General features: G+C 75.0%; 22 protein-coding genes. 16 read left to right on the top strand and 6 right to left on the bottom strand.

Annotated features, from left to right (window positions below):
- Positions 1-196: 196 nt before the first annotated feature.
- Both ABEA15_RS12890 and ABEA15_RS12885 read right to left on the bottom strand, forming a co-directional pair.
- A complete protein-coding gene (locus ABEA15_RS12890) occupies positions 197-910 on the bottom strand; it encodes an AAA family ATPase (RefSeq protein ID WP_344141074.1) in 714 nt (237 codons plus the stop codon).
- Positions 911-967: 57 nt separating this feature from the next.
- A complete protein-coding gene (locus ABEA15_RS12885; protein WP_344141073.1) occupies positions 968-1,315 on the bottom strand; it encodes a TFIIB-type zinc ribbon-containing protein in 348 nt (115 codons plus the stop codon).
- 280 nt (positions 1,316-1,595) lie between these two features.
- On the opposite strand from ABEA15_RS12885, the gene ABEA15_RS12880 reads away from it, so the two are divergent.
- Together ABEA15_RS12880 and ABEA15_RS12875 are read left to right on the top strand one after the other, a co-directional pair.
- Positions 1,596-3,323: a serine/threonine-protein kinase gene (locus ABEA15_RS12880; protein ID WP_345556814.1), complete on the top strand. Its 1,728-nt coding sequence runs from the start codon at positions 1,596-1,598 to the stop codon at positions 3,321-3,323.
- Positions 3,324-3,442: 119 nt separating this feature from the next.
- Positions 3,443-3,907: a TIGR03668 family PPOX class F420-dependent oxidoreductase gene (locus tag ABEA15_RS12875; protein WP_344141070.1), complete on the top strand. Its 465-nt coding sequence runs from the start codon at positions 3,443-3,445 to the stop codon at positions 3,905-3,907.
- A 100-nt stretch (positions 3,908-4,007) separates the two neighbouring features.
- Here ABEA15_RS12875 and ABEA15_RS12870 read toward each other — a convergent pair whose 3' ends face one another.
- On the bottom strand, positions 4,008-5,162 hold the full coding sequence (locus ABEA15_RS12870; RefSeq protein WP_344141068.1) for an acyl-CoA dehydrogenase family protein: 1,155 nt from the start codon (positions 5,160-5,162) through the stop codon (positions 4,008-4,010).
- 173 nt (positions 5,163-5,335) lie between these two features.
- Between ABEA15_RS12870 and ABEA15_RS12865 the strand changes: the two genes are divergently transcribed.
- On the top strand, positions 5,336-6,088 hold the full coding sequence (locus ABEA15_RS12865) for a TetR/AcrR family transcriptional regulator (RefSeq protein WP_344141066.1): 753 nt from the start codon (positions 5,336-5,338) through the stop codon (positions 6,086-6,088).
- A 141-nt stretch (positions 6,089-6,229) separates the two neighbouring features.
- Here ABEA15_RS12865 and ABEA15_RS12860 read toward each other — a convergent pair whose 3' ends face one another.
- A complete protein-coding gene (locus ABEA15_RS12860) occupies positions 6,230-7,099 on the bottom strand; it encodes a TetR/AcrR family transcriptional regulator (RefSeq protein ID WP_345556813.1) in 870 nt (289 codons plus the stop codon).
- A 157-nt stretch (positions 7,100-7,256) separates the two neighbouring features.
- On the opposite strand from ABEA15_RS12860, the gene ABEA15_RS12855 reads away from it, so the two are divergent.
- The 12 genes from ABEA15_RS12855 to ABEA15_RS12800 all read left to right on the top strand — a co-directional run bounded on the left by ABEA15_RS12855 (position 7,257) and on the right by ABEA15_RS12800 (position 22,019).
- Positions 7,257-7,778 (top strand): methyltransferase family protein, encoded by a 522-nt coding sequence (locus tag ABEA15_RS12855; RefSeq protein ID WP_345556812.1) that lies wholly within the window; start codon positions 7,257-7,259, stop codon positions 7,776-7,778.
- A gap of 338 nt (positions 7,779-8,116) precedes the next feature.
- Positions 8,117-9,406, top strand: a complete 1,290-nt coding sequence (locus ABEA15_RS12850) for a citrate synthase (RefSeq protein WP_345556811.1) — start codon at positions 8,117-8,119, stop codon at positions 9,404-9,406.
- A 196-nt stretch (positions 9,407-9,602) separates the two neighbouring features.
- Positions 9,603-10,196: an HdeD family acid-resistance protein gene (locus tag ABEA15_RS12845; protein ID WP_344141060.1), complete on the top strand. Its 594-nt coding sequence runs from the start codon at positions 9,603-9,605 to the stop codon at positions 10,194-10,196.
- A gap of 184 nt (positions 10,197-10,380) precedes the next feature.
- Positions 10,381-11,709, top strand: coding sequence for a sensor histidine kinase (locus tag ABEA15_RS12840; RefSeq protein WP_345556810.1), 1,329 nt, complete (start codon positions 10,381-10,383; stop codon positions 11,707-11,709).
- A gap of 92 nt (positions 11,710-11,801) precedes the next feature.
- Positions 11,802-12,467 carry a response regulator transcription factor gene (locus ABEA15_RS12835; protein ID WP_344141057.1) on the top strand — a complete coding sequence of 222 codons (666 nt, stop codon included), beginning with the start codon at positions 11,802-11,804 and terminating at the stop codon, positions 12,465-12,467.
- A gap of 541 nt (positions 12,468-13,008) precedes the next feature.
- Positions 13,009-15,447 carry a serine/threonine-protein kinase gene (locus ABEA15_RS12830; RefSeq protein ID WP_345556868.1) on the top strand — a complete coding sequence of 813 codons (2,439 nt, stop codon included), beginning with the start codon at positions 13,009-13,011 and terminating at the stop codon, positions 15,445-15,447.
- A 189-nt stretch (positions 15,448-15,636) separates the two neighbouring features.
- Entirely contained in the window at positions 15,637-16,716 is a 1,080-nt protein-coding gene (locus tag ABEA15_RS12825; protein ID WP_345556809.1) for a protein phosphatase 2C domain-containing protein, read from the top strand.
- Positions 16,717-17,056: 340 nt separating this feature from the next.
- Positions 17,057-18,379, top strand: a complete 1,323-nt coding sequence (locus ABEA15_RS12820; RefSeq protein ID WP_345556808.1) for a VWA domain-containing protein — start codon at positions 17,057-17,059, stop codon at positions 18,377-18,379.
- Between the two features lie 19 nt (positions 18,380-18,398).
- A complete protein-coding gene (locus ABEA15_RS12815) occupies positions 18,399-19,127 on the top strand; it encodes an FHA domain-containing protein (protein WP_345556807.1) in 729 nt (242 codons plus the stop codon).
- A gap of 6 nt (positions 19,128-19,133) precedes the next feature.
- Positions 19,134-20,627, top strand: a complete 1,494-nt coding sequence (locus tag ABEA15_RS12810) for a hypothetical protein (protein WP_345556806.1) — start codon at positions 19,134-19,136, stop codon at positions 20,625-20,627.
- A 50-nt stretch (positions 20,628-20,677) separates the two neighbouring features.
- Positions 20,678-21,508 carry a glutamate ABC transporter substrate-binding protein gene (locus tag ABEA15_RS12805; protein ID WP_345556805.1) on the top strand — a complete coding sequence of 277 codons (831 nt, stop codon included), beginning with the start codon at positions 20,678-20,680 and terminating at the stop codon, positions 21,506-21,508.
- Between the two features lie 211 nt (positions 21,509-21,719).
- Positions 21,720-22,019: a DUF6221 family protein gene (locus ABEA15_RS12800; protein WP_344141050.1), complete on the top strand. Its 300-nt coding sequence runs from the start codon at positions 21,720-21,722 to the stop codon at positions 22,017-22,019.
- A 72-nt stretch (positions 22,020-22,091) separates the two neighbouring features.
- Here the strand turns inward: ABEA15_RS12800 and ABEA15_RS12795 are convergent, their stop codons facing one another.
- Both ABEA15_RS12795 and ABEA15_RS12790 read right to left on the bottom strand, forming a co-directional pair.
- Complete coding sequence (locus ABEA15_RS12795; protein WP_345556804.1) at positions 22,092-23,066, bottom strand: hypothetical protein; 975 nt, start codon at positions 23,064-23,066, stop codon at positions 22,092-22,094.
- A gap of 343 nt (positions 23,067-23,409) precedes the next feature.
- Positions 23,410-24,762, bottom strand: coding sequence for a dihydrolipoyl dehydrogenase family protein (locus ABEA15_RS12790; protein ID WP_344141048.1), 1,353 nt, complete (start codon positions 24,760-24,762; stop codon positions 23,410-23,412).
- A gap of 345 nt (positions 24,763-25,107) precedes the next feature.
- Here ABEA15_RS12790 and pgi point away from each other — a divergent pair, with 345 nt between their 5' ends.
- The gene (gene pgi, locus ABEA15_RS12785; RefSeq protein WP_345556803.1) at positions 25,108-26,793 is read left to right on the top strand and encodes a glucose-6-phosphate isomerase; all 1,686 of its coding nucleotides are present in this window, start codon (positions 25,108-25,110) and stop codon (positions 26,791-26,793) included.
- The last annotated feature ends 16 nt before the right edge of the window (positions 26,794-26,809 follow it).

The following is a 26,809-nucleotide window of genomic DNA, read 5'->3' as shown; positions in this document are numbered from 1 at the left end:
GTGGCCAGGCCGTCCGCCCCGGAGTTGGCGACCGTTCAGGCGATCTTCACCGCCAGCCCGCCGTCGATGACGACCAGCCCCCAGCCCAGCGAGCGCTGCCAGAAGGCCGCGCACAGTGCGGCGATCAGCGCGGGAGCCAGGGTTTCCGGCGGCCGCGGGATCCGGCGCGGCGGTGCTGAGAGGGAGCCTGCGCGTGTCAGCGCAGAGGGGCCGAGTCGCGGGAGGGGCGGCCGGCGGCGTCCGCCCGCAGGCCCGCAGCAGCAGGTGCGCCGGCTGCGCCCGTTGTGCGGAGGGCCCACCGGGCGACCTCCTCGGCGGTGCGCTCCGCCGGGACCCCGGTGGTGTCCAGCAGGTCGACGGGCGGGTCCATCTCGTGCGCGGTCTCCTCGACCCACCGGGCGTAGTCGAGCATCTCGGCGATGCGGGGCTCGTCCCACTGCCGCCAGGCCGGCCGCGCGCGCAGCCGCGCGGCGAGCACCCCGGGGTCGCACATCAGCGCCAGGTAGCGGATCTCCGAGAACAGTGCGCGCTCGGGCAGCGCCTCGAACTCCGGAGGCACGACGGTGCCGCACAGCACGACCGGGCGGCCGTTCTGCTGGATCATCGCGGCGGTGCGCAGCCACGTGGTGCGAAACAGCGGGTGCTCGGTGTCGGAATCGCGCAGCCCGCCGGTCCACAGCAGGTCCTGCTCCAGCACCACGAACCGCTGCGAGAGGCTCTCCAGCAGCAGGCGCGCGACGGTGGACTTGCCGGTGCCGCTGGGGCCGGTCACGCACAGCAGCGGCAGCCGCCGGAAGGGCTCGCGGTGGCCGCAGCGGGCACAGCACAGCACCGCGCCCGTCGGGTCGTCGGCGTCGACGTGCGGTCGGTCGGTGAACTCTCCGCAGCGTGCGCAGATCAGCGGGTTCACGCGGCCGTCCCGCGCACGGGGCCGCGCCGGCGGGCGGGTGCGGTGGTGGCGCGCACGCTAGTCGAAGAGCCCTTCCAGAAAGCTCTTGCGGCGCTTGTTGCCGTAGGGGCGGGGGGAGTCGCCGTAACCGTAGGGGCGGGGGGAGTCGCGGTAGCCGCCGCCGTGGCCGCCGTGGCCGCCACCGTGGTAGGGCGCGGGGGAGTCGCGGTAGGGCCGCACCGGAGCGGGGCCGCCCACGGGGCCGGCGGGACCGGGAGCGTGGCTGTAGTGGCGCTGTTCGGCGGAGATGATCTGCTCAAGCTCGCCTCGGTCGAGGAAGATGCCCCGGCAGTTCGGGCACTGCTCGAGGTGGATCCCCATACGGTCGAACGTCTGCATCTGGCCTTGGCACTTAGGGCATATCACGGTTACACAATAGCCGCAGGCGCTGTGGCGCGGATAAAAACCGGAATCCCGTATGCGACCGCGGCGGCCGCAACCGGCCGCCCGATTCGGGAACTCCGCGTCGTCCCAGTTCAAACGGCTGCACCGGGCGCTCCGTCCGTCCACGGCGGTCGACGGGGTCAACCCGGCGCCTCGGCCGGGCGCACCGCGCGCCCGTGAAGGCCCGCGACTGCTCCTAAACTCGCCTTGACCGCGCCCCCTCCGCCGGGCACCGCCATCCCACTACGAGGAATCCCCATCGATGACGAACGAGAGCAGTGAGCCGGGGCGCCTGCTGTCCGGCCGCTACCGCCTGACCGAGTTGATCGGCGAGGGCGGGATGGGGCGCGTCTGGGAGGGCGTCGACGAGCTTCTGGACCGGCCGGTGGCCGTCAAGGAGCTGCTCATCCCCCCGCAGCTGCCCGCCGCCGAGGTCGAGGTGCTGCGTACCCGGATGCTGCGGGAGGCCCGCCACGCGGCCCAGCTCAGCCATCCCTCGATCATCACCGTCTTCGACGTGGTCGAGATCGACGAGCGGCCCTGGATCGTCATGGAGCTGGTGCGCGGGCCGTCGCTCGGCTCCCTCATCAAGAGCGGCGGTGCGTTCGAGCCGGAGCGGGCCGCGGGCATCGGCGCGCAGGTGGCGGCCGCGCTGTCGCTCGCCCACGAGCGCGGCATCGTGCACCGCGACATCAAACCCGCCAACGTGCTCATCGCCCGCGGCGACCGCGCGGTGCTGACCGACTTCGGCATCGCGCACCTGGAGGGCTCCAGCCACCTCACGAGCACCGGCCTGCTCGTGGGGTCGCCGAGCTACCTCGCGCCCGAGCAGGCGCACGGCAAGCCGGCCACGCCGGCCAGCGACATCTGGGCCCTGGGCGTGACCCTCTACCAGGCGGTCGAGGGCACCACGCCCTTCCATCGCGACACACCCATGGCCACGCTGACCGCCATCGTCACCGCGGAGGTACCGCAGCCGGCGTCGGCGGGAGTGCTGGAGCCGGTCATCGAACGCCTGCTGCAGAAGGAGCCCGGTGACCGGCCCTCGGTCGACGAGGCGGCCGCACTGCTCCAGGCCGCGGTCGAGGACGCCCGCCGGGACCGGGACTCGGCGGCTCCGGCCGGGCGCCGGGACGACGCGGCGCAGCACGCCCCCGCCGGGGCGGCCCTGCACGTCGCGCATTCCGCGCCGGCGTCGGGCACCTCCCGCATCGGCGAGAGCGCCGGCGCGGCACCCGTGTCAGCGGACCCGCCCGGACCCGTTCCGGCAGCGGGGCCGGCACCGGAGCGCGGCGGCCGCCGCGGCGGTGCTGCGCTGGCGGTCGCGGGCGGACTGGCGGCGCTGGTGCTGGTCGCGGGGACGGTGGCCTGGATCGGCAGCCGCCAGGGCGCCCCCGGGGAGGAGGCCGGCGCCGCGGGCGGCACCGCCGGGCCGAGCGCGGACTCCTCGGAAGCGGGGCAGGACGGCACTGCGGCGGCGCCGGACTCCGGCGGGCAGGCGACGGAGGCCGCGGGCGACGACGGCGAGGACGAGCCGGAGCTGCCCGAGATGACCGAGCACGAGGACCCCACCGGGTTCTCCGTCGAGGTCCCCGAGGACTGGCCGCTGGACAACCGCAACGGCAGCAGCGTCTTCTTCGACATCCCCGGCGAGCAGGGCTACCTGCAGATCGACCAGAGCGACGCCCCGGCGTCGAACGCCAAGGACGACTGGGTGGCCCAGGAGCCGCGCATGTCGGCGAACTTCGACGGCTACTCGCTGGTCGGGATCGAGGCCCTCGGCGAGCCCTACACCGACGACTACATCAGCGCGGCCGACTGGGAGTTCACCTTCACGGGGCAGCACGGCACCGCCATGCACGCCGTGGACCGGGCGTTCCACACCGAGGAGAAGGGCTACGCGCTGTTCCTGGTGTCCACCGAGGAGGACTTCGCGCGCAACAAGGCGATCCTGGACGAGGCGGCCGAGTCCTTCGAGCCGGCCGAGTAGCGGCGGAGCCGCCCGGCCCGACCGGCCGTACGAGCGCGCGGCCCGATCGGCCCGGCCGGATCGGCCGCTTCGGGGCGGGGCGCGCCCGCCGGGGCCGCCTTCCGTGGCAGGCTCGCGGTATGCGCTGGAACGCCCGACAGTGCCGGGAGCACTTCGCCCGCGCGCGCGTCGCACGCCTTGCCACGGCGGACGCCGACGGTCTGCCCCACCTGGTGCCGGTCACGTTCGCCCTGATCGCCGGTCAGGGGCAGGACGCCGACACCGTCGCCTTCGCGGTCGACCACAAGCCCAAGCGCACGACCGCCCTGCGGCGCCTCGCCAACATCGCCGCCAACCCGCGGGTGTGCCTGCTGGCCGACGCGTACTCCGACGACTGGTCCCGGCTGTGGTGGGTGCGCGCCGACGGCCTCGCCCGCATCGTGGACCCGGGGACCGACTCCCAGAACGCGCCCCCCGAGCACCGCACCGCGGTCCGCCGCCTCCAGGAGCGCTACGCCCAGTACCGCGACGCCCCGCCCTCCGGTCCGGTCGTCCTCGTCGAGGTCACCCGCTGGTCGGGCTGGTCCTCCGACCAGCCCGACTGACCCGAGCGCAGCAACCGGCGGACGGACCGCGGGCGGACCGCGGACGGGGCAAGCGTCGCTCCGCCGGAGCCGTGCGGTGCCGCGGGCCGCGGGCCGCGGCCTACTTCAGCAGCTGGCGGGCCATTACCAGGCGCTGGATCTGGTTGGTGCCCTCGTAGATCTGGGTGATCTTGGCGTCGCGCATCATGCGCTCCAGCGGGAAGTCCTTGACGTAGCCGGCGCCGCCGAGGAGCTGGACGGCGTCGGTGGTGATCTCCATGGCGGCGTCGGAGGCGTAGCACTTGGCCGCGGCGCCGAAGAACGGCAGGTCGGCGTCGCCGCGCTCGGACTTCGCGGCGGCGACGTAGACCATCTGCCGGGCGGTCTCCAGCTTCATCGCCATGTCGGCGAGCATGAACTGGATGCCCTGGAAGTCGGCGATCGCGGAGCCGAACTGCTTGCGCTCCTTGGCGTAGGCCACCGCGTGGTCCAGCGCACCCTGGGCGATGCCCACCGCCTGGGCGCCGATCGTGACCCGGGTGTGGTCCAGCGTGCGCAGCGCGAGCTTGAGGCCCTCGCCGACGCCGCCGACCAGGCGGTCGCCGGGGATGCGCACGTCGTCGAAGTACAGCTCGCGGGTGGGCGAGCCCTTGATCCCCAGCTTGCGCTCGGGCTCGCCGAGGGTGAAGCCGGGGTCGTCGGCGTGCAGCACGAACGCGCTGACGTTGCCGCCGCGCTTGCCGTCGGGGTCGGTGACGGCCATGACCGTGTAGTACCGGCTCACCCCCGCGTTGGTGATCCAGGACTTCTGCCCGTTCAGGATCCAGTCGTCGCCGTCGGCCTCGGCGCGGGTGCGCATGGCGGCGGTGTCGGAGCCGGCCTCGCGCTCGGACAGGCCGTAGGAGAACATCGCCTCGCCGCCGGCCACGGGTGCCAGGTAGCGCTGCTTGACCTCCTCGGAGGCGCCCAGGATCAGCGGCATCGTGCCCAGCTTGTTCACCGCCGGGATGAGCGAGGAGGACGCGCAGGCGCGGGCGACCTCCTCGATGATGATGCAGGTCGCGACGGCGTCGGCGCCCACACCGCCGTACTCCTCGGGGATGTGCGCGGCGTGGAAGTCGGTGTCCACGAGCGCGTCGTGGGCCGCCTTGGGGAACTCGGACCGTTCGTCGACCTCGGCCGCGTGCGGAGCGATCTTGTCGTCGGAGACGGCGCGTACCGCCTCGCGCAGCTGCTCGTGCTCTTCGGTGATGCTGAACAGGTCGAAGTCGCCCATGACGCTTCCCGCCTTCCTCGGTCCCGGCTGGCCGTGTCGCCATCTGGCACTGCGTGTCCATACATGGCATCTAGTGTCATCATACGGATCGGGTGCGACGAACGGAACGACGGCCGATACTCGTGGGAGGAGCACGGGGAACACGCAGCGGATCGACGGGGAATGGGGCCGAGGTGGCTGAGCGCGCGGAGGGCGATCGGGGCAGGCCGGGCGGCGCGGCCCGGACCGCGGTGGTCGAGGTGGCGGTGCGGCTGTTCAGCGAGGCCGGCTACGAGGCCACGACCATGGACGACATCGCCGCCGCCGCCGGGATGAGCAGGCGCAGCCTCTTTCGCCGGTTCGGGTCCAAGGAGGACATCCTCTTCGCCGAGCACGACGACCTGTTCGAGACCGTCGAGCGCTTCCTGGAGGCCGCGCCCGACGACGACCCCGTGGCCACGGTGCGCTCCGCCGCGCGCATGGTCTTCCAGGAGTACGTGCGCTCGCCCGAGATCACCGTGCCCCGCTTCCGCCTGGTGCGCGCCGTGCCCCGGCTGCGCGACCGCGAGATCGCCATGACCGCCCGCTACCAGGCGGCGTTCAGCCGCTTCCTGGGCCGCGGCGAGACGGCGGGGCGGCGGGCCCTGACCGGCGAGGCGCTGGCCGCGTCGGTGATCGCCGCGCACAACCACGTGCTGCGGTCATGGCTGCACGCCCCGCAGGAGCCGGTGCCCTGGCGCCGGTTCGACGAGGCCATGGCGTTCGTGACCGGATCACTGGGCGCCCTGCTGCGCGAGCCTCCCGTTCCAGAGGGTGACGCGGGCGGCGCCGGCGGCCGGGACGCCGCGGCGCAGGAGTCGGTCCTGGTGGCCGTCTACCCCGCGGCCGCCTCCGGCGCGGACGTGCTCTCCCGCATCCGCTCCGCGCTGGGGCCGGAAGGCGGCTGAGCGGTCGGCGGGCCGTCCGCCTCGGCACGGTCCGGGCCGCGGCGGGGACTCCGGGCAGCTCTTCCCCGGCACCCCGCGCCCGGTCGGCTCGCGGTCCGTCGCCGAGGGCGGGGGCGCCGCCGTCCGCTGAGAACGGGGGCCTCAGACCCCTTCCCGCGGCCCGGTCCCGCCCGGCGCGTGTGGACCGCCCTCGGCGGTGGACGGATCGGGGGCCACGGCGCGCAGGAACCCGTCGGCGAACATCGCGCAGGCGTCGTCGACCGAGGGCAGCGCCGGGCCGAGGGCGCGGTCCAGCGCCGGGCGCACCATCATGTGCACCGCGGGCGGCCCGATGAGCAGTTGGATGATGACGGGCATGGGCAGCGGGCGCAGCCGTCCGGCCTCGATCTCGGCGGCGAACAGGCTGGTCATCCCGTGCAGCAGGCGGGGGACCGCCGCCTCCAGCAGGCGCGAGCCCGGGCCGTCGGGGCGGCCGAGGAGGTCCGCGACGATGGCGGGCAGCACCCGCGGCTCCTTCGAGAAAGCGGTGACGATCGCCCGGAAGAGGCTGTGGACGACGTCCTCGAAGCGCTCCGGGGGGTCCTCGGCGACCGCCTCGATGCCGATCACCGGCCCGTAGCGCTCGAAGACGGCCGACAGGAGGCCGTCGCGCCCGTGGAAGACCGTGTGCAGGCTGGGCACCGAGCACTGCGCGGCGGCCGCGACGGCGTCCAGGGTGACCCCGCCCAGCCCGCGGTCGCCGATGATCTCCGCCGCCGCGGCGACCGCGCGCTCGCGCACGGGCGGGCGGCCCCCGGGGTCGACGCCGGAGGCCAGGACGGCGGCGTCCAGCGCGGCGCGCGTTCCGCCGAGCCGGCGCAGCAGAGTGCTGCGCGAGATGTTGGCCTTCGCGGCGATGGCTGTCAGCGGGACCTCGGCGACGTCTCGACCCCGCTCCCGCGCCGCCGCTACGGCCGCGTCGACGAGGCCGGGCGGGACCCGCCGCGCGTCTTCGTTCCTCTGCTCCATCATGAAACTCGATACTACTATACATATCGAGCAGTTTCAGATACCCAGGCATCAGCGTCCCCGGCCGCCTCGGCCCGGGCGCCGGTGCCGCGGTCGCGCGGCATCCCGCAAGGCATCCGACCGCAGTGCACAGGACTGCGGAAGACGGGAAGGAGGAACGATGCGGAGTCGGACGTCGGCAGCAGTCGGCAGTGCCGTGTTCTTCGTCGTGGCGCCGGGCACGATGGTCGGCCTCATTCCGTGGCTGATCAGCGGCTGGGAGCTTCGCCAGCCGCTTCCGTACTGGATCGCGGCCCAGGTTCTCGGCGCCGTACTGACCTGCGCGGGCCTGTACGCGTGCGTGCACGCGTTTGCCCGCTTCGCCGCGGCCCGCGGCACGCCGGCGCCGGTCGCCCCCACCGAGCACCTGGTCGTGGACGGTTTCCACCGCTACGTGCGCAATCCCATGTACGTGGCGCTGACCGCGGTCAACATCGGTGAGGCGCTGCTGTTCGGCTCGTGGGGCGTGGCCCTGTGGGCGCTGGTGTTCTGGGCGGTCACCGCGGTGTTCGTGCGGCTCTACGAGGAGCCGACGATGGCCCGCTCCTTCGGAGCCGAGTACGCCGAGTACCGCCGCAACGTGCCCGCGTGGCTGCCGCGGCTGCGTCCGTGGCAGGCGCCGCGCACCGGCGCCGCCGGCTGAGCCCGCGCGGGAGCGGGAGGCGGGCCTCCGCCCCGGGGTGCCCGCGCGGCGCGATGTCCCGTGGGGCGGGGGCTCCCCGTGTTTCACGGGGGGCGAAGGACTGTTCGGATGTCAAACAGGTACACTTTCGGAGAGCGCGAAAAACAACGGTTCTTTAGCACATGGGAAACTGTTTGCCAGCTTTATGGTGTGTCCCATGTCACCGGTTCGCCAATGCGCGACAATTGTACTGTTTTGCTTCACTGGAGTTTAATAAGAACTGAACGCAAGACACGGTCGAGCCGGGACGGCGGCTTTCCCTGATCCCCCGCATCCCCGCCTGGAAAGGTTGCTCAGGCATGAGCGAAGACGGCAAAGAGCGCGCGGTAGAGCTGCGGTACGAAGGTGGGGCGCACACCCTGCCGCTGCTGACCGGCACCGAGGGTGAACAGGCCTTCGAGGCCAAGACCCTGCTGAGCCGGGCCGGCATGGTCACCCTCGACCCCGGGTTCGCCAACACCGCCGCGTGCCAGTCGAAGATCACCTATATCGACGGCGAAGCGGGCATCCTCCGCTATCGCGGCTATCCCATCCAGGAACTCGCGGCCGGAAGCTCCTTCCTGGAGGTCGCCTACCTCCTCATCCACGGCGAACTCCCCGGGCCGGGCGAGCTCAAGGAGTTCACCGAGCAGCTGCGCGCCAACGCCGCCCTGCCCGTCGAGATGCGGGCCATGATCGACGCTCTGCCGCGCGACGGCCATCCCATGATCCTGCTGGGCGCCGCGGTCAACACCATGGCGGCCTTCTACGCCGACACGACCGATCCCGACGACTCCGACCAGGTCGACCGCGCGACGATGCTGCTGCTGGCGCAGCTGCCCACCGTCGCCGCGCGCATCTACCGCAACTCCGCGGGCGAGCAGCCGCTGGAGCCCGACCACAGCCTCGGCTACGTCGAGGACTTCGTGCGGATGACCTTCGGTGGCGACAGCGGCAGCCGCGAGCTCGACGAGCTCTACGCCAAGGCGATGGACCTGCTGCTCATCCTGCACGCCGACCACGAGCAGAACTGCTCCACCGCCACCGTGCGCGTCGTCGGCTCCTCCCAGGCCAGCCTCTACGGCAGCGTCTCCGCCGGCATCAACGCCCTGTTCGGCCCCCTGCACGGCGGCGCCAACCAGGCCGTGCTGGAGATGCTGGAGGAGATCCGCGGCCTCGGCGGCGACGTCGACTCGTTCCTGGCCAAGGTCAAGGACAAGGAGAGCGGCACGCGGCTGATGGGCTTCGGGCACCGGGTCTACAAGAACTTCGACCCGCGCAGCAAGGAGATCAAAGAGCTGGCCGCCCAGATCCTGGACCGCCAGGAGCAGCCCGACGAGCTGTTCGAGCTCGCGCTGCGCCTGGAGGGCCGCGCGCTGGCCGACTCCTACTTCACCGATCGCAAGCTCTACCCCAACGTCGACTTCTACAGCGGCGTCATCTACCGCGCCATGGGCTTCCCGACCAGCATGTTCACCGTGCTGTTCGCCCTCGGCCGGCTGCCCGGCTGGATCGCGCACTGGCGCGAGCAGCGCCTCGACCCCGCCGCCCGGATCGCCCGGCCGCGCCAGCTCTACGTCGGCCCGGCGCAGCGCTCCTACAACGGCTGAGGCGCGGCGCACCCGTACCCGGCCGCGCGGCGGAGCCGCCCCGCCCGCGCGACCGGGTGCCTGCATGCGCACACCGCGCACCGCACCACTGACGGGTATCGGCTTGCCCCGCCGCCGGTAATAATTGCGCCCCCGCGACCATCACCGCGCCCGCCTCCGGGCAGTGCGCCACTGTGGTCGATCGATCGGGGGAGACATGCTCGACTACCTGGTAGAGCACTGGTGGGTCCTCACCGTCCGGGGCGCCGCGGCGATCGTCTTCGGGCTCGTCGCGGTCCTGTGGCCCGGGATCACGGCGATCGCGCTGGCGACGGTCTTCGGCGTCTACGCCCTCGTCGACGGCGTCTTCGCGGGCTGGGCGGCCCTGCGCGCCGAGGAGGGCGACCGCCCGCCGCTGGTCTGGGAGGCGATCCTGGGCGTGGTCGTCGGTCTGATCATCCTGGCCTGGCCGCTGGCCACCGTGCTCGTCCTGGCGATCCTGCTGGGCCTGTGGGCGATCATCACCGGCGTGTTCGAGATCCTCACCGCCTACCGGCTGCGCCGGGAGATCCACGGCGAGTGGCTCTACATCTTCAGCGGCGCGCTCTCGGTCGCCTTCGGCCTGGTGATCTGGATCGTGCCGTTCGGCGGGGCGGTCGCGATGTCCTTCGCCATCGGCGCCTACGCCATCGTCTTCGGCGCGGCGCTCATCGGTCTGAGCCTGCGCATGCGCGGCCTGGGCCAGGGCTCCGGCGGCACACTGCACAGGGGCCCCGCACAGGAGGGCCCGCAGACCGGCGGTACGGCCTGAACCGGGCGCGCCCTACTCCCGCGGTCGCAGCCGCGGTTGCCTCCTGAGGGGGATGCGTGCGCACGCGCGCGTACTCCATTCTGGCTGTACGGCCCCGCTGAGAAGGCGGCCGTCGTCCGATGGAGGGTGGGCCTGTGATGCCGGAACGCGTCGGGCGCCCGCGGCGCGGGCGAGGAGCACTCCGGTGATCCGGCGGGCGCGGGCCCTGCTGCGCGCCCTCCGGTCGGCCGGTCCCGCCGTCGGCACCGGGGCCGGGCCGCCTGCCGGCGCCGCCGCTGCTGCGGGCGGCGACGAGGCGGCGGCCTCCCGCAGCGGGAACCTGCTGATCGGTCCGCTGCGGATCCCCGAGGCGGCCGTCGACCTGCTGCTCGCCGCCGGTGTAGCCGTGCTGCAGCTTGCCGTGGCCTTCGGGCAGAACGGCGTCGAACCGGGCCTGGCGATCCTGCTCGCGGGCACCGCGGCGATGGCCCTGCTGACGCGGTTCCCGCACACCGCGGCGGTCGGGATGGGCCTGAGCGTCCTCGGCTACTACATGACCGTCACCGCCGACATCTGGGTCGCCTGGGCGGGGCTCGTGGTCGCGGTGGTGCGGTTGGGCGCGGTCGGCGCGCGCAGCGCCGCCCTGGCCGCGGTCGGCGCCGTACTGGCGGTCTCGGGCGTCGTGGAGGTGCTCGACTTCCAGGCATCGCGCGCGCTGTCGGTGCTCTCCTGGGCCCTGGTCGTGCTGCTGGTCGGCGAGATCGCCCGCAGCCAGCGCGCCTACATGCGCGAAGCCCAGCACCGCGCCGCCGAGGCCGAGCGCACCCGCGAGGAGGAGGCCCGCCGCCGCGCCGTCGAGGAGCGGCTGCGCATCGCCCGCGAGGTGCACGACGTGATCGCCCACAGCATCTCCCTGATCAACGTGCAGGCCGGTGCGGCCGCGCACCGCAGGGACGACCCCGGCGCCGCCTACGCGGCCCTCGACCGCATCAAGGAGGCCAGCCGCGACACCCTGCGCGAGCTGCGCTCGACGCTGGGCGTGCTGCGCCAGGTCGACGAGGACGGCGCGCCGACGGCGCCGGTGCCGTCCTTGGCGCGCGTGGACGACCTCGCCGAGCAGACGGCGGCCGCCGGCCTCCCGGTGCGCCTGGAGGTCACGGGCAGGCTCGCGCAGCTGCCCGCGGCGGTGGACCTGGCCGCCTACCGCATCGTGCAGGAGTCCCTCACCAACGCGCTGCGGCACTCCGGCGCCGCAGGCGCCGAGGTGTGCGTCCACTACGGCGGCGGCGAGCTGCGGGTCGTGGTGGCCGACGACGGCGGCGGCACGGCCCCGGGAACGGACCCGCAGGGCAACGGGCTGCGCGGGATGCGCGAGCGCGCCGCCGCGGTCGGCGGCGCGTGCAGCGCGGGCCCGCGCGACGACGGGCCCGGCTTCGCCGTCCGCGCCGCATTCCCGCTGCACGCGCCGGACGGTAGCGCTGCCACGCCCCCCGGCGGGGGTGCCGCCCGGCCTCTCCGCCCCGATTCCGGCTGAGGCCCCCGCGCGGCCTCCCCGGCGGCCCCGCGGCCTGGTAGGAAAGGGACAGCGGCCGGTCAGGGCCGCAACGACAGGGAGGCGGGGCACGCATGACGACGGTGGTGCTCGCCGACGACCAGACACTCGTGCGCGCCGGTTTCCGCTCCATGCTCGAAGGCGAGGACGACATCGCGGTCGTTGCCGAGGCCGGTGACGGCGAGGAGGCGGTGCGCGCCGCCCGCGAACACCGGCCCGACGTCGTGCTGATGGACATCCGCATGCCGGTTCTGGACGGGTTGGAGGCCACGCGCCGCATCGCCGCCGACGACGCGCTGCGCGGCGTGAAGGTCGTCATCCTCACCACGTTCGACCTCGACGAGTACGTCTACGGCGCCCTCAAGGCCGGCGCCGGCGGGTTCCTGGTCAAGGACACCGAGCCCGCCGAGCTGATCCACGGTGTGCGCGTCGTCGCCCGTGGGGACGCGCTGCTGGCGCCCTCGGTCACCCGCCGCCTCATCGGCGAGTTCGCCGGGCGCATCAAGGAGCCGCCGCCGGCGCCGCGGCTGAACTCGCTCACCGACCGCGAGCGCGAGGTGATGGCCGCGGTCGCCGAGGGCCTGTCCAACGAGGAGCTGGCCCGCCGGCTCACACTCAGCCCCGCGACCGCCAAGACCCACGTCAGCCGGGTGCTGACCAAGCTGGGCGCGCGCGACCGGGCCCAGCTCGTCGTCATCGCCTATGAGACCGGCATGGTGCGCCCCGGCTGGCTCGCCTGAGCGACCGCTGGGCAACCGGGTGACTGCACAGCCGGGTCGGCAGAACGGTCGCTCCATCGAGCACTCCGACCGGATGGCCGTGTGGCCGTCACGAGGGGTTCGATCACCGCCCAGGCGGCGTCGGCGTCCCCGCCGGGTCCGGTTTCGCACACACCAGGCGGTTCCGGCGGGGACGTTCTGCGCCGCTCGGCGAAACGCGGGCGGTGGCCTGTTCGCGATCGAGGTACTACCTTACGTACGCGGCCCGCTACCCGGCAGTCGCTAAAGACACGGCCGGCGGGGGCGGCGGGGCGGTCCCGCCGCCGTCGCCCCACCCGCTGCACGGCGGTACCGCCGAAGAACACGGGGATGGCCGCCGGGTCACCCAGGCGTTACCGGCCGGATACGGTCGCCGGTGCCGCGTCCGCTTGTGGAGCTCCGGCAACGGGGTAAGACTCGGAGGCAACGTGCCTCATGCTGCGCGAGCGCCGGCGCACAGCGTGCCGGCCGACCGCGTCGGCGCGGGGCGCCGCTGTGCCCGCAGAGGAACGGGAGCGTGCCGATGAACGAGTGCGCCGAACCCGACTGCACCGGTGTGGTCGACGACGGCTACTGCGACGAGTGCGGCATGGCGCCGGTCGCCCGCTCGGCGGTGGTCCCCGCTCCGCGGGCGGCCGGCACCGCCGCCGCGGCACCGCCCACCGCGCCTGCGCCGTCGCGGCCCTCCGCGCCGCAGGAGGTCGGCGGAGACGCCGAACGGGCGGCCCGGGACGGCGGGCGCCCCCGCAGCGGCGGCCCGGCCGCCGCGCCGCCGCCGTCGTCGGGGCGCTCGCCGAGCCTGCGCGAGGCCCGCCTGTCCGACTCCTCGGGCATCCCGGGCCAGCGGGCGCACTCGGGCGACGGCCCGGCCGTCGGCGCCTCGAGCCGTCCGGGCGCGCCCTCGTCGCGCGGCCTGCTGGGCCTGGGCATGGTCGAGGTGCCGCCCGTGCCCTACCGCGATCCCGCCGGCGCCGTGCTGAGCAACCCGGTGGTCGCCGAGCGGAGCCGGGTGTGCGGCCACTGCGGCGCGAGCGTGGGCCGCGCCCGCGGGAGCCGCCCCGGCCGCACGGAGGGCTACTGCCACTCCTGCCGCACCGAGTTCTCCTTCACGCCCAAGCTCGCGCCGGGCGACGTCGTCGCCGGGCAGTACGAGGTGCTGGGCTGCCTGGCCCACGGCGGGCTCGGCTGGATCTACCTCGCCCGCGACCACAACGTCGACGACCGGTGGGTGGTGCTCAAGGGCCTGCTCAACGTCGGCGACGCCGAGGCGCACAAGACCGCGGCCGCCGAGCGCGGGGTGCTCGCCGAGGTCGAGCACCCCAACGTGGTCAAGATCTACAACTTCGTGCAGCACCCCGACCCGCGCACCGGGGTGCCCGCGGGCCACATCGTCATGGAGTACGTCGGCGGGCAGTCGCTGTGGGACCTGCGGATGGAGCACCTGCACCGCAACCCCGGCGCCGACGGCCTGCCGGCGGACCGGGTGATCGCCTACGGGCTCGAAGCGCTGCGCGCCCTCGGCCACCTGCACAGCAAGGGGCTGCTGTACTGCGACTTCAAGCCCGACAACGTCATCCAGAGCGAGGAGCAGATCAAGATCATCGACCTGGGCGCGGTGCGGCGCATCGACGACCTGGTCACGCCCGTCTACACCACGGTCGGCTACCGCGTGCCCGAGCGGGAGCTGCGCGAGATCGGCCCCTCGATCGGCTCCGACCTGTACTCGGTGGCGCGCTGCCTGGCCGTGCTCAGCTTCCGGTTCGACTACGGGGGCGCCTACCGGGACGACCTGCCCGACGCCGCGTCCGTGCCGGTGCTGCGGCGCTACCCCTCCTACGACCGGCTGCTGCGCCGCGCCCTGCAGCCCGAGCCCCAACTGCGCTTCTCCGCGGCCGCCGAGATGGCCGAGCAGCTCACCGGCGTGCTGCGCGAGGTGCTCTCGGACATGCACGGCCGCCCGCACCCGGCCCCGTCGAACCTGTTCGGTGCGGAGCACCCGCTGTTCACCTCGGGCAACCTGGTGCGGGTCATCGACGAGACCGACCGGCTGCTCGGCCCGCCCGACCCGGGAAGCGTCGCGGCCGCGCTGCCGCTGCCGCTCGTCGACCCCGCCGACGAGGCCGCCGCGGAGCTGTCCGGGCTCGCGGCGCTGCCCGACGAGGACCTGGCCGCCGCCCTGGAGGGCGACGCCGGTCCCACCCCCGAGACCCGGCTGCTGCTGGCGCGCGCCCTGATCGGGGTGGGCCGCCGCGACGAGGCCGCCCGCCAGCTGCAGGAGTTCGGCGCCTGCGCGCCCGGCGACTGGCGGCCGTTCTGGTACTGGGCCGTCATGGCTTTGGGCGCGCACGAGTGCTGCGACGCCCGCGACCGCTTCGAGGAGCTGTTCGACCACCTGCCCGGCGAGGCCGCGCCCAAGCTCGGCCTCGCCGGCGCCTGCGAGCTCACCGGCGGGCTCGACGAGGCCGAGCAGCTCTACCGCACGGTGTGGTTGACCGACCGCTCCTTCGTCAGCGCCGGGTTCGGCCTGGCCCGCATCCGCCTGGCCCGCGGCGACCCCGCCGGGGCGGCGCAGGTGCTGGACATGGTGCCGGAGCTGTCCAGCGTCTACATCGCCGCGCAGATGGCGGCCGTGAGCGCACTGGTGACCGACCGCGAGCCCGCCTCGCTGTCGGAGGCGGTCTTCCTGGACGCCGTGGCGCGGCTGGGCCGCCTCGGCCTGCGCGGCGAGGCCCGCGACCGGCTCAACGCGCGGGTGCTGCGCACCGCGCTCGACTGGGTGGCGGCCGGATACGGCCCCGAGTCGCCGCGCGCCCGGCTGCTGGGCGCACCGCTGACCGAGGAGGGGCTGCGCGCGAACCTGGAGCGCAGCTATCGCGAGCGGGCGCGCATCACCACCGACGCGGTGCGCCGGCGTGTCCTCGTCGACCGCGCCAACGCCGTCCGGCCGCGGACGCTGCTGTGACCGCCCGCCGCGCATTCGCGTTAGCCCCACCGCCCGGTGCGGGTATGTGCCCTGAGGGGGAGACGCGCTCCGAAGGGGCGCGGTCCGGGGGTGTACCGCTGTGCGGCGGCCGCGGCCGGACGAAGCCGACGGCCGGGGCCCCACGCCGCGCGCCTTCGGCGGCCGCGCCCGCGCGGCAGAGGGGAGGCGATGCGCAGCGTGCTGACCTGCCCGGTGTGCGGTGACCAGGTGTCCGCGGAGGACCGCTTCTGCGAGCACTGCGGCAATCCTCTGCCCGGCTCCGGGAACGGGCGCGACGGCGCCTCCGGCGTTCGGGCGGCCGTGCACGCCGCGGCCGCCGCCCCTCCCGCACCGGCCGCCGAGGACTCCGCCCCCTGCGCGCGCTGCGGCGCGCGGCTGGACGCGGGCGCCTGCACGCGGTGCGGGCTGCGCCGGCGCCCCGGCGACCACAGCGAGCTCCAACTCGGCCCGGGCACCGCCGCCGGCGTGAGCGACCGGGGACTGCGCCACGAACGCAACGAGGACGCCATGGCCCTGCGTACCGCCGTGCTGCCCGGCGCCGGCGGCGGGCCCGGCCGCTCGGCGACCGCCGCGGTCGTCTGCGACGGGGTGTCCTCCTCGCAGCGCCCTGAGACCGCCGCCCGCGCGGCCGCGGCGGCCGGGTCGGCCGCGCTCGGCGAGTCGCTGGAGGGCGGGGTCGGCACCGCCGAGTCGCTCGGGGCGGCGCTGCACCGGGCGGGCCGCGCCGTCGCCGCGCTCGCCGACTCCGCGGTCCAGGCGCCCGCCTGCACCTTCGCCGCTGCGGCGGTGCCCCGAGGCGGGCCGCTGGGCGTGGCCTGGGTCGGCGACAGCCGCGCCTACTGGCTCGGCGGCGGACCCCCGGCCGCTCCCTCGGTGCAGCTCACCCGGGACGACTCCTGGAGCGAGGCCATGGTCGCGATGTCCGTGCTCACCCCTGAGCAGGCGGCGGACGCGCCGCAGGCCCACGCGCTGATCGCGTGGCTGGGCGCCGACTACGGCGGCGCCGCCGGACGGGTCGCCGCCTTCGACCCCGGCGGCGCGGGCAGCCTGCTGCTGTGCAGCGACGGCCTGTGGAACTACCTGCCCGATCCTGAGGACCTGGCCGCGCTCGTCCGAGGCGCCGGTCCCGAGCCGCTCGCGGCCGCGCGCGCCTGCGTCCGCCTGGCGCTGGAGCGGGGCGGGCACGACAACGTCACGGCCGTGGTGATCGACGTGCCCGGCCCGGCCGCCGCGGAGGGGGACGCCTGATGCCGTCGTCGAGCCGCCGCGCGCGAAGCGGTCGCGTGCCGGCCGGGGCCGCGCCCGGCCGGCTCGGCGCCCCGGCGGAGTGCCGCGGCGGGACCGGATACGGCGCCAGACCGTCCGGCGCCGACCGAACGGCGCGGTCGGCGGGGCGGCTCGCTCCCACGCACGCTCGGTGCGGCGGTTCTCCGCGGCACCCGGCCGGTGGCGGAGACGGGCGAGGCGCGCCGGACCGGGCGAGTGCGCACCGGCGTTTGCGGCGCGGCGCCGATTCCGGTTCCCGGCGGGCTCCGCACACGCCGCGCGGAACACGGGCCCCGGGGCGCGCCCGGGAAGGCGGGGCGCCGTGACCGGGCGGGCCGCGACCGCGGCGCCGGAGTTCTCCGTACGCGTGGACCGCGACGGGTGGCTGCGGCTGCCGCCCGGATGCGCCGACGTGCACGCTGTCGTGCACGTCACCTGCCGCACGCCCGCACCGGACGCCGTCCGCGCACCCGCCGCCGAGGTCGTCGTGGTCGACACCTCCGACTCGATGCGCGGCGCGAAGCTGGCCGCCGCCAAGCGGGCCGTGTGCGCCGCCGTGGACGAACTGCGCGAGGGGGCCGCCTTCGCCGTCGTGGCCGGCTCCGCCACCGCGCGCACCGTCTACCCCGGCCCCGGCCGCCTCGCCGCGGCCTCGGCCCGCACCCGGGCCGAGGCGCACGCCGCCGTGGGCGCGCTCACCGCCGGAGGTGACGCCCGCATCGGGACCTGGCTGCGCACGGCCGGAGACCTGTTCGCGCCGCTGGCCGCCGGCACGCTCAAGCACGCGGTCCTGCTCACCGGAGGGCGCGACGGCGCCGATCCGGCCGCGTTCGAACCGGCGCTGCGGGCGCAGGAGGGCCGGTTCGCCTGCGACTGCCGGTGCGTGGGCACCGGCCCGGACTCCGCCGCGCCGCACCGCGTGGCCGACGCCATGCTCGGCACCTTCGGCGTGGTCGACCCCGAGCGGTTGGCCGACGACGTCCGCGCGGCGGTCCGCGCCGCCGCCGGCAAGGCCGTCGCCGACGTCGCGCTACGGCTGTGGACACCCCGCGGTGCCGACGCGGCCGCCCTGGTCCAGGTCTCGCCCGGCGTCTGCGACCTCACGGCACGCCGGGCGCCCGCCGGCGCGCTGACCGGCGACTATCCCACCGGATCCTGGGGCGCCGAGAGCCGCGCCTTCCACCTGCACGTGCGGGTGCCGCCCGCGCAGGCGGGGCGGCGGATGCGCGCCGCCCGCGTGGGGCCCGTGCACGCCGGCTCCGATCCGGCGGACGGGCCCCGCGAAGACGTCGTCGTCGAGTGGGCGGACGGTCCCGGACCGTCCGCGCACGCCGACGGTGCCGCCGCCCCCGGGACCGGAGCAAGCGAGCTGTCGCGCGCCGTGCAGGAGGGGTTGCGCGCGCGACGCGACGGAGACACCGATACGGCCACCGCCCGGTTGGGGCGTGCGGTGGCCCTGGCCCACGCCTCGGGCGACGAGGCCGCCGCCGCACTGCTGGACAGCGTGGTCGAGGCCGTCGACCCGGCCGCGGGAACCGTCCGGCTACGCCCGGCGGTCGCCCGCGCCCACGAGGCGGAGCCCGAGACCCGCTCGACCACGACCATGCGCACACGCGCGGGCGACCGCGGACCGGGGGCCGTGTGAGAGCAAGAAGGGGCCGACCATGCCGACGTGTCCGGCCGGACACCTCTCAGCCGCCCGCGCCTACTGCGACGTGTGCGGGCTGCCGAACCCCGCACCGGCGACCGGGCGGGGAGCCGCCGCTCCCGCCGACGCGGCCGCCGATCCGACCGGCTCCGTGTGCCCCGACTGCGCCGCCGAGCGCGCCGGCCGCTTCTGCGAGGACTGCGGCCACGACTTCGCCGCGGCCGACCGCACCGAGGCCTCGCCGCTGCCGCTGTCGCACGTCCCGCACGCCCGCTCGGCCGCGCACTCCGGTGCACCGGCCGAACGGGGCCCCGGCGGCGCCGCACCGCACCGGGACACCTGGTGGGCCATCGTCTGCGCCGACCCCGCCTACTACCACTCCATGGCCGATTTCGGCGTGCTCGACCCCGACGCCATCGCGTTCCCCGCGCATGCGCCGCAGCGCCGGGTGCCGCTGAACAGGGAGCGGGTCCGGATCGGGCGGCGCAGCCTCCGGCTGGGCGTCCACCCCGAGATCGATCTCGCCGGCCCGCCGGAGGACCCGGCCGTGTCCCACACCCACGCCGCCCTCCTCGCCCGTCCCGGCGGGAGCTGGGTGCTGGTCGACGAAGGCTCGACGAACGGGACCACCCTCAACGGGACCGCCGAGCCCGTGCCGCACGACAGGGAGGTACCGCTGCATGAGGCCGACCGGATCTACGTCGGCGCCTGGACCGCGATCACCCTTCACCGCCAGCGGGGGTGAGGGGCGGTGAAGCGCAGCGTCGAGGCCCCCGAGATCGCCGACAGGCTCGCCACCCGGGCCGCGGATCGGGCGCGCGCCCTTGTGGGCCTGCCGCCGTGGCTGGGCCGGCCCGGCACCCGCGGTTGGGTGTGGCTGCTCAGCGCGCTGTGCCTGGTGCTGACCGGCGTGCTGTTCGCGGCCACCGGGTCGGCCATCGCCCGCGCACGCGAGGGCCTGGACATCATCGGCAGCGGCGAGGGGCCCAAGGTGGTGGCGACCGCCGACCTGTACTTCGCGCTCAGCGACATGGACGCCCAGATGGCCAACGTCCTGCTGATGGGCGCCGAGCACTCGCTGGGCGACGGGCGCGCGGCCGCCCTGGTGCGCTACGAGCAGCGGCGCTCCGACGCCGGCGAGGCGCTGCTGCACGCCGCCCAGCTCGCCGAGGGCGACGGGACCGAGGAGGAGAACGTCCGCGCGGTCATGGAGGGGATGAACCGCTACGAGCACCTGGTCGCCCAGGCCCAGCTCATCAGCGACGAGGCCGGCCGCCCCGCGGGCTCGCCGCCCGAGGAGGTCGTCCGGCTCTACCGGCAGGCCGGCGAGCTGATGCGCCGCGACCTGCTGCCCAAGGCCTACAACCTCACCCTCGACAGCGGCGCCACCGTGCGCAGCACCTACCAGGAGAACAGCTCGGCGTCGTCGGTGGGCATCGCGCTGGTCGCGGCCGCCGCCACCGCGCTGCTGGCGTCGCTGGTCGCGCTCCAGATCTTCCTGCGCCGGCGGTTCCGGCGCCGCTACAACCTTCCGCTCGCGGCGGCGACCGCCGGCGTGCTCGTGCTGGGACTCGCCGCGATCGGGATGCTGGAGGAGCAGGCCGCGCACCTGCGCAGCGCCAAGGTCGACGGCCTCGACTCGGTGCTGTCGCTGTCGCGGGCGCGGGCGATCAGCACCGGCATGAACGCCGACCAGAGCCGGTGGCTGATGGACCCCGGCCGCGCCGTCACCTACGAGCAGAACTTCCTGGAGGACGCGCGGATGGTGGTTCTGCTGGTGCCCGAGGGCTCCGAGCCGCCGGGCGACCTGGAGGGCTACACCGCCGAAGTCGCCGATACCGTGCCCGACCACACCGCCTACGACGGCCGGATGCTCGGCCTCCTCGGCGGCGAGATCCGGTCCGGCGGAGTCGAGGGCCGCGAGGAGGTCCAGCGGCGCACCCTGCGGGACTACAGCGCCTTCCTCCGCGCCGACCAGCGGATGCGCTCCCTGGCCGAGGACGGGAGGATCGGCGCGGCCGTGGACGCCCACATGTCGGGTGAGGAGTCCGTCGAGGACTTCTTCGACCGCTACGAGCGGTCCCTGGTGCAGCTCACCGCGCTGCACATCAACACGTTCGACACCGCCGTCGCCGACGCCCGGGCGGGGCTGCGCGGCTGGGACGCGGTCCTGCTGGGCGCGTGCCTGGGATTCGCCGCCCTGGTGGTGCTGGGGGTGCGGCCGCGGCTCGCGGAGTACCGCTAGCCGCGGCCGGACCGGCCGGACCGGCCGAGCAGGAGAGGAGGCGAGCGCCGATGGGGCTGCGCCGACTGGCGCCCGCCGTCGCGGCCGCCGTGCTGCTGTCCGCCACCTGGGCCTGCACCGACCCGGTGGGCGGGCCCGTCTCGATCGTGGACGCCGCGCGGCTGCGCATCGGGGTCAAGGACGACCAGCCCGGCCTGGGGATGCGCGCGGACGAGGGCCGCATCGAGGGGTTCGACGTGGACGTCGCCCTCTACATCGCCGAAGAGCTGGGAGTGCCCGCGGAGGACGTGGAGTTCGTGGGGGTGACCTCCGAGGAGCGCGAGCGCGTGCTCGTGAGCGGCGAGGTCGACCTGGTGCTGGCCACGTACTCCATCACCCAGTTGCGCAAGACCGTCGTCACGTTCGGCGGCCCCTACTACGTGGCGCACCAGGACATCCTGGTCCGCGCCGGCGACACCTCGATCACCGGCGTGGCCGACCTGGAGGGTCGGCGGCTGTGCCAGGGCGCCGGGTCCAACTCCGCCAACCGGGTGATCGAGGAGCGCGGCATCGACGCCGTGCGTGTGGAGCGCCCGACCTACAGCGACTGCATCGGCCTGCTGGCCGAGGGCGACGTGGACGCGGTCTCGACGGACGACCTGATCCTGGCGGGCTACCTGGAGGACGCGCCGTCGGACTTCCACCTCGTCAACGCCCCGTTCACGAACGAGAAGTACGGGGTAGGCGTCGCCAAGGAGGACATCGCGGGCTGCGAGGAGGTCAACCGGGCCATCACCCGGATGTACCAGGACGGCACCGCGGCCTGGCTGCTGCGCAAGTGGTTCGGCGACAGCGGGCTGGACGTCAACACCAGCGTTCCGCAGTTCGAGGGGTGCGGCTGAGCGCGGCGGCGGTGGCGGTGCGTGCGCGGCCGGGGGAGCCGCCGGAACGGGGAGACTCCGTACAATCGCCGGACCACCGCCCACACGCGTGGGTTGCGGACATACGGGAGCCGGTGCGGCGCGTAGCGTATCCGCCGGGGCGCACGAGTGGAATGCACGGGCCGCGGGCGGCGTCGATGAGGTGTGATTCCGGCGGAAGGAGTGGAGCAGGGTGACGATCGTGGAGTTCCTCAACGAGCGCCTGGAGGAGGACGAGCGCGCGGCGCATGCGGCGTCACCGGGCACCGGCGGCCCCGAGCGCGCCCGCGCCGACGTCGCCGCCAAGCGCGGCATCGTGGAGGGGTACACCGCCACCTACCGCGAGTGCATGGACTCCCTGAACGACGGAGCCCAGTCCGCCGCCGAGGAGGACGGGGCCTGGTCGGCGCTGCACGCCTGGCGCCGCGCGCTGGAGCATCTGGCGGCGGTGTACGCGGCCCATCCGGACTACGACTCCTCCTGGAAGCACTGACTCCCCGGCAGCGCTGGAGGGCCGGCGATCTGCGGCACCGCCGGGCCGAAGCGACGACCCGCCGGAGGGCCGTCAGTCCGCCGGTGCCTGCACCCTCGCCTCGGCGCCGTCCGGTTCCGGCCAGCGCCAGCCCCACGCCCACAGAGCCACCCACAGCCCCGGAGCCACGAGCACTGCGCCGAGGAGGAGCACGTAGACCTGGTCGACCCCGGCCAGCCGCCCCTGCGCCGCCGTTCCCGCCAGCAGCACGAGGCTGAACACTGCGGGCAGCCGGCTGGTCCGGGCGGCCGCCGCGATCGCCGCGGCCGCGGCCGCCTGCGCCGCACCCGCGAAGAGCACCGGCCCCAGCAGCGGGCCGTGCAGCAGCGCTGCGGCCTGTACCGGAGGGGCACTCGGAGCGCCGACCGTGACCGAACCGGCCAGAACGGCGGCGACCTGCACGAGCACGGCCACCCTCAGCCACCACAGCGCAGCGGGCCGCCATGCGCCGCCCGCGAAGCGCCACCGGGGACGGGCGGCGGCGCCGCGCTTCCGCTGCGGCGCGTCCTGCTCGGGCGGATCGGGCGGCGGGTGCTCGGGCGGCGCCGGATCCGCACCGGCGGTCCCGGTCCTCGGCGGCGCCGGCCGCTGCGCGGGCGGGCGCGGCGGGGCGGTCCACTGCGGTGGAACGGGAACGGCGGGCGGCACGGGCTCGGGCGGGCGCTGGACCGGGATCCGCGCCGGGCTCTCCCCGGAGGCCGCGGTCTCCTCGGACGCCGGCGCCGCGCCGTCCCGGCGCGCCGGGGGCGGGTCGCTCTGCGGCGCGGGCGCCGCCCGGGCGAGGACCAGGGCACGTGCCGAGCGCAGTCCGGCCGCCGCCGACGACAGCGCCGAGGCGGCCAACAGGGCCAGCGCGGCCGCCGACAGCCCGCGCACCACCGGTGAGCACAGGCGCGCGCCCTGGGCCGCGAGCAGCGGGAAGGGAGTCCACACCGCCGCCCCCGCGGCACGCGCGCCCGCGCGCCGCGCGGCCCGGCGGGCCGCGTGCCCGGCTGTGTCGGCTCCCATGAGGACCGCCCCTCGTGCCGTCGGCTGTTCGCGGCCGAGTCTGCCCGTGCCGCGTGCGCCCGTCGTCGTGCGGCGGGCGGCACCGCCCCTACCGCGCGGAGCGCAGGAAAGCGCCCGCGCCTACTCCTGTGCCGCACCTCCCGCTGTACCGCCCGCGGCACGCGAGAGGCACCGCGTCGACCGCGTTGAGAACACTCCCCTGCCCGACTGTGGCACCGGTTACACACTCACCGCCAGTATCCGCCCCGAGCGACGCGGTTCGGACACGGGCCGGGCCGTTCGGCGAAGGCGCCCGCGGCCCGGGCGCCACGTCCGCGCGGGGACCGCCCGCGCGCCCCGCGCACTACAGGTCCAGTTCGTTCACCGCCAGCGTGTAGCCCTCGCTGTAGGTGGGGAACTGGAAGATCCCGTCGCGCAGCCGGTCCACGCCGATGCCCTCGCGGATCGCCAGTGCGGCCGTGTGGATCCACTCGCCCGCCAGCGGGGCCACCGCCCAGGCGCCCACGAGGGTGCGGCTTCCGCGGTCGGCCACCACGCCGACGCGGCCGCGGGGCGAGGTCTCGTAGGTCCAGGGGCGGGCCAGCCCGGCGGTCAGGTCGACCTCCGCCGATACCGGGTCCAGCCCCTGCTCGCGCGCCCGGTCCGCGGTCAGGCCAACGGCGGCGATCTCGGGGTCGGCGAAGACGACGCGCGGGACCCCGGTGTACTCGGCCGTGCGGTCGCCGCCGAGGATGTTGGCGGCGACGACTCCACCCTGGTACTTGGCGACGTGCGTGAACAGCGCGACGCCGGTGACGTCGCCGACCGCCCACAGCCCCGGCGCCGCTCGGCAGCGCTCGTCGACCTCCAGACCCGCGGCCCCGGTGCGCACCCCCACCGCGTCCAGCTCCAGGTGCTCCAGGCGGGGCCTGCGGCCGGCGGCCAGCAGCACCACGTCGCCCACGGCCTCGGAGCCGTCATGCAGCTCCAGCACGCTGTCGCGGCCCCTCCGGTAGGCCTTGCGCGGCTCGGCACCCGTGCGTACGTCGACCCCGTCGCCGCGCAGCAGTTCCGCCGTCAGCTCGCCCACCCGCGGTTCCTCGCGGTCCATCAGCGACGGGCCGCGCTGCACGAGCGTCACCGAGCAGCCCATGCGGGCGAAGAACTGGCTCATCTCCACGCCCACCGCGCTGCCGCCGACGACCACGGCGCGGCCGGGGATCTCCTCGACGGTGGTCGCCTGCCGGTTGGTCCAGACCTCGACCTCCTCAAGGCCCTCGATCGGGGGCCGGGAGGCGGACGACCCCGTCGCCACGATCACGTCGGCCGCGCTCAGCCGGTGCTCGCCGACCTCGACCACCCACGGGTCGCGTCCGACGAACCGGGCGGTGCCCTTGAACACCGCCGCGCCCTGGGACCGGTAGCCCTCGACCTGCTTGGAGTCGTCCAGGTGGCGGATCATGGTGTCGCGGTAGGAGCGCATGCCCGCCCAGTCCGGTTCGGGCCGCTCCAGCCCCGCCGCCCCTGCCGCTCCGGCGGCGGCCTCCAGCGGGCGCAGCAGCGTCTTGGACGGGATGCAGGCCCAGTACCCGCATTCGCCGCCGATGAGCTCGCGCTCGACCACGGCGACGCGTTTTCCGGCCTGGATCAGCTGCGACGCGGCGACCTCGCCGCCCGGACCCATGCCGATGACGACGGCGTCGTACTGCTCGTCCATGTGGGTGCTCCTCTGCTCGACGAGTGCGGCCCGCCCGGGCACCGGCCCGGCAGTGCCGCCCCGGGGTGCGGACCTCTCCGATGGGCCGCGGCCGGTGCGCCGGAGGTCTCCGGTGCGCCGTGCGGACGAGGGACTGCTACCCGCCTTCGCCGCGCAGGACGCGCGATGCGGCGCGTCGGAGCGTGTCCGCCCCTGAGCCCCGCCCGGGCGCGCCCGCGCACCGAGCGGGTCGGGCGAGAGGGCAGGATTCGGGGTAGGGGTGTGCCCCGGCGGCCCGGGCGGGCGATCCGGCCCGGAGGCGGCCCGGGAGCACGACACCGAACGGACCAGCGAGGAGCGAGACCGATGCCCGACACGACCGCGACCGACCGCACGCGCCCGGACCGCCTTCCCGAATGGGCGGCACTGGGCGAGCACCGTGCGATGCTCGGGGAGGCGCATTTGCGCGACCTGTTCGCCGCCGACCCCGAACGCGGCGGCCGGTACACCGTGCAGGTGGGCGACCTGCACCTGGACTACTCCAAGAACCTCGTCACCGACGAGACCCTGCGCCTGCTGCGCGCCCTGGCCGAGGCATCCGACGTGGCCGGGCTGCGCGACGCCATGTTCCGGGGCGAGCGGATCAACACCACCGAGGACCGGGCCGTGCTGCACACGGCCCTGCGCGCGCCCGCCGACGCCGTCGTCCGAGTCGAGGGGGAGGACGGCGGCAACGTGGTGCCCGAGGTGCACCGCGTGCTGGAGAGGATGGCCGGGTTCGCCGAGCGGGTGCGTTCAGGGGTGTGGCGGGGGCACCGCGGCGACCCCATCAGCACGGTCGTCAACATCGGCATCGGCGGCTCCGACCTCGGCCCGGCCATGGCCTACGAGGCGCTGCTCCCCTTCACCGGCTCCGAGGCGGCGGGCGAGCGGGGTGTCGAGGTCCGCTTCGTCTCCAACATCGACGGCGCCGACCTGCACGAGAAGCTGCGCGGCCTGGACCCGGCGACCACCCTGTTCATCGTCTCCTCGAAGACCTTCACCACGGTGGAGACCATCACCAACGCGACGTCGGCGCGCGCGTGGCTGCTGTCCGGGCTGGACGGCGACGTCGCGGCCGTCGCGCGGCACTTCGCGGCGGTCTCCACCAACGCGGAGAAGGTCGCCGAGTTCGGCATCGACACCGAGAACATGTTCGAGTTCTGGGACTGGGTGGGCGGCCGCTACTCGATGGACTCGGCGATCGGGCTGTCGCTGATGGTGGCGATCGGCCCGGAGCGCTTCCGCGAGATGCTGGAGGGCTTCCGGACCGTCGACGACCACTTCCGCACGGCGCCGATCGAGGCCAACGCGCCTATGCTGATGGGCCTGCTGGGCATCTGGTACGGCGCCTTCCACGGCGCGCAGTCGCACGCGGTCCTGCCCTACAGCCAGTACCTCGCCCGCTTCCCCGACTACCTGCAGCAGCTCGACATGGAGTCCAACGGCAAGTCGGTGGACCGCGCGGGCCGTCCGGTTACCTGGCCGACCGGCCCCGTCGTGTGGGGCACGCCCGGCACCAACGGCCAGCACGCCTACTTCCAGCTGCTGCACCAGGGCACCAAGCTGGTGCCCGCCGACCTGATCGGGTTCGCCCGGCCCGTTCCCGGCATGTCCGCCGAGCTGATCGCCCAGCACGACCTGCTGATGGCCAACATGTTCGCCCAGGGGCAGGCGCTGGCCTTCGGCAAGAGGGCCGAGGAGGTGGCGGCCGAGGGGGTACCGCCCGAGCAGGTGCCGCACCGCACCTTCGCGGGCAACCGCCCGACCACGACCGTCCTCGCCACCGAGCTGACGCCGTCGGTGCTGGGGCAGCTCATCGCCCTCTACGAGCACAAGGTGTTCGTCCAGGGGGCCGTCTGGGACGTGAACTCCTTCGACCAGTGGGGTGTCGAGCTGGGCAAGGCGCTGGCCAAGCGCATCGAGCCGGCGCTGACGGAAGGTGCCGACGTGGCGGGGCTGGACTCCTCCACGGCGGCGCTGGTGAGCCGGTACCGGTCGCTGAACGGATGACCGCCCGGCAACAGGC

It is taken from the genome of Streptomonospora halophila, assembly GCF_039542725.1.
Classification (GTDB): Bacteria; Actinomycetota; Actinomycetes; order Streptosporangiales; family Streptosporangiaceae; genus Streptomonospora; species Streptomonospora halophila.
This window is presented reverse-complemented; position numbering and strand designations above follow the sequence as displayed.

Coding starts and splice junctions, on each gene's coding strand:
- ABEA15_RS12880 (WP_345556814.1), top strand. CDS start 1,596: ATGACGAACGAGAGCAGTGAGCCGGGGCGCCTGCTGTCCGGCCGCTAC.
- ABEA15_RS12875 (WP_344141070.1), top strand. CDS start 3,443: ATGCGCTGGAACGCCCGACAGTGCCGGGAGCACTTCGCCCGCGCGCGC.
- ABEA15_RS12870 (WP_344141068.1), bottom strand. CDS start 5,162: ATGGGCGACTTCGACCTGTTCAGCATCACCGAAGAGCACGAGCAGCTG.
- ABEA15_RS12860 (WP_345556813.1), bottom strand. CDS start 7,099: ATGATGGAGCAGAGGAACGAAGACGCGCGGCGGGTCCCGCCCGGCCTC.
- ABEA15_RS12855 (WP_345556812.1), top strand. CDS start 7,257: ATGCGGAGTCGGACGTCGGCAGCAGTCGGCAGTGCCGTGTTCTTCGTC.
- ABEA15_RS12850 (WP_345556811.1), top strand. CDS start 8,117: ATGAGCGAAGACGGCAAAGAGCGCGCGGTAGAGCTGCGGTACGAAGGT.
- ABEA15_RS12845 (WP_344141060.1), top strand. CDS start 9,603: ATGCTCGACTACCTGGTAGAGCACTGGTGGGTCCTCACCGTCCGGGGC.
- ABEA15_RS12835 (WP_344141057.1), top strand. CDS start 11,802: ATGACGACGGTGGTGCTCGCCGACGACCAGACACTCGTGCGCGCCGGT.
- ABEA15_RS12830 (WP_345556868.1), top strand. CDS start 13,009: ATGAACGAGTGCGCCGAACCCGACTGCACCGGTGTGGTCGACGACGGC.
- ABEA15_RS12825 (WP_345556809.1), top strand. CDS start 15,637: ATGCGCAGCGTGCTGACCTGCCCGGTGTGCGGTGACCAGGTGTCCGCG.
- ABEA15_RS12815 (WP_345556807.1), top strand. CDS start 18,399: ATGCCGACGTGTCCGGCCGGACACCTCTCAGCCGCCCGCGCCTACTGC.
- ABEA15_RS12805 (WP_345556805.1), top strand. CDS start 20,678: ATGGGGCTGCGCCGACTGGCGCCCGCCGTCGCGGCCGCCGTGCTGCTG.
- ABEA15_RS12795 (WP_345556804.1), bottom strand. CDS start 23,066: ATGGGAGCCGACACAGCCGGGCACGCGGCCCGCCGGGCCGCGCGGCGC.
- ABEA15_RS12790 (WP_344141048.1), bottom strand. CDS start 24,762: ATGGACGAGCAGTACGACGCCGTCGTCATCGGCATGGGTCCGGGCGGC.
- pgi (WP_345556803.1), top strand. CDS start 25,108: ATGCCCGACACGACCGCGACCGACCGCACGCGCCCGGACCGCCTTCCC.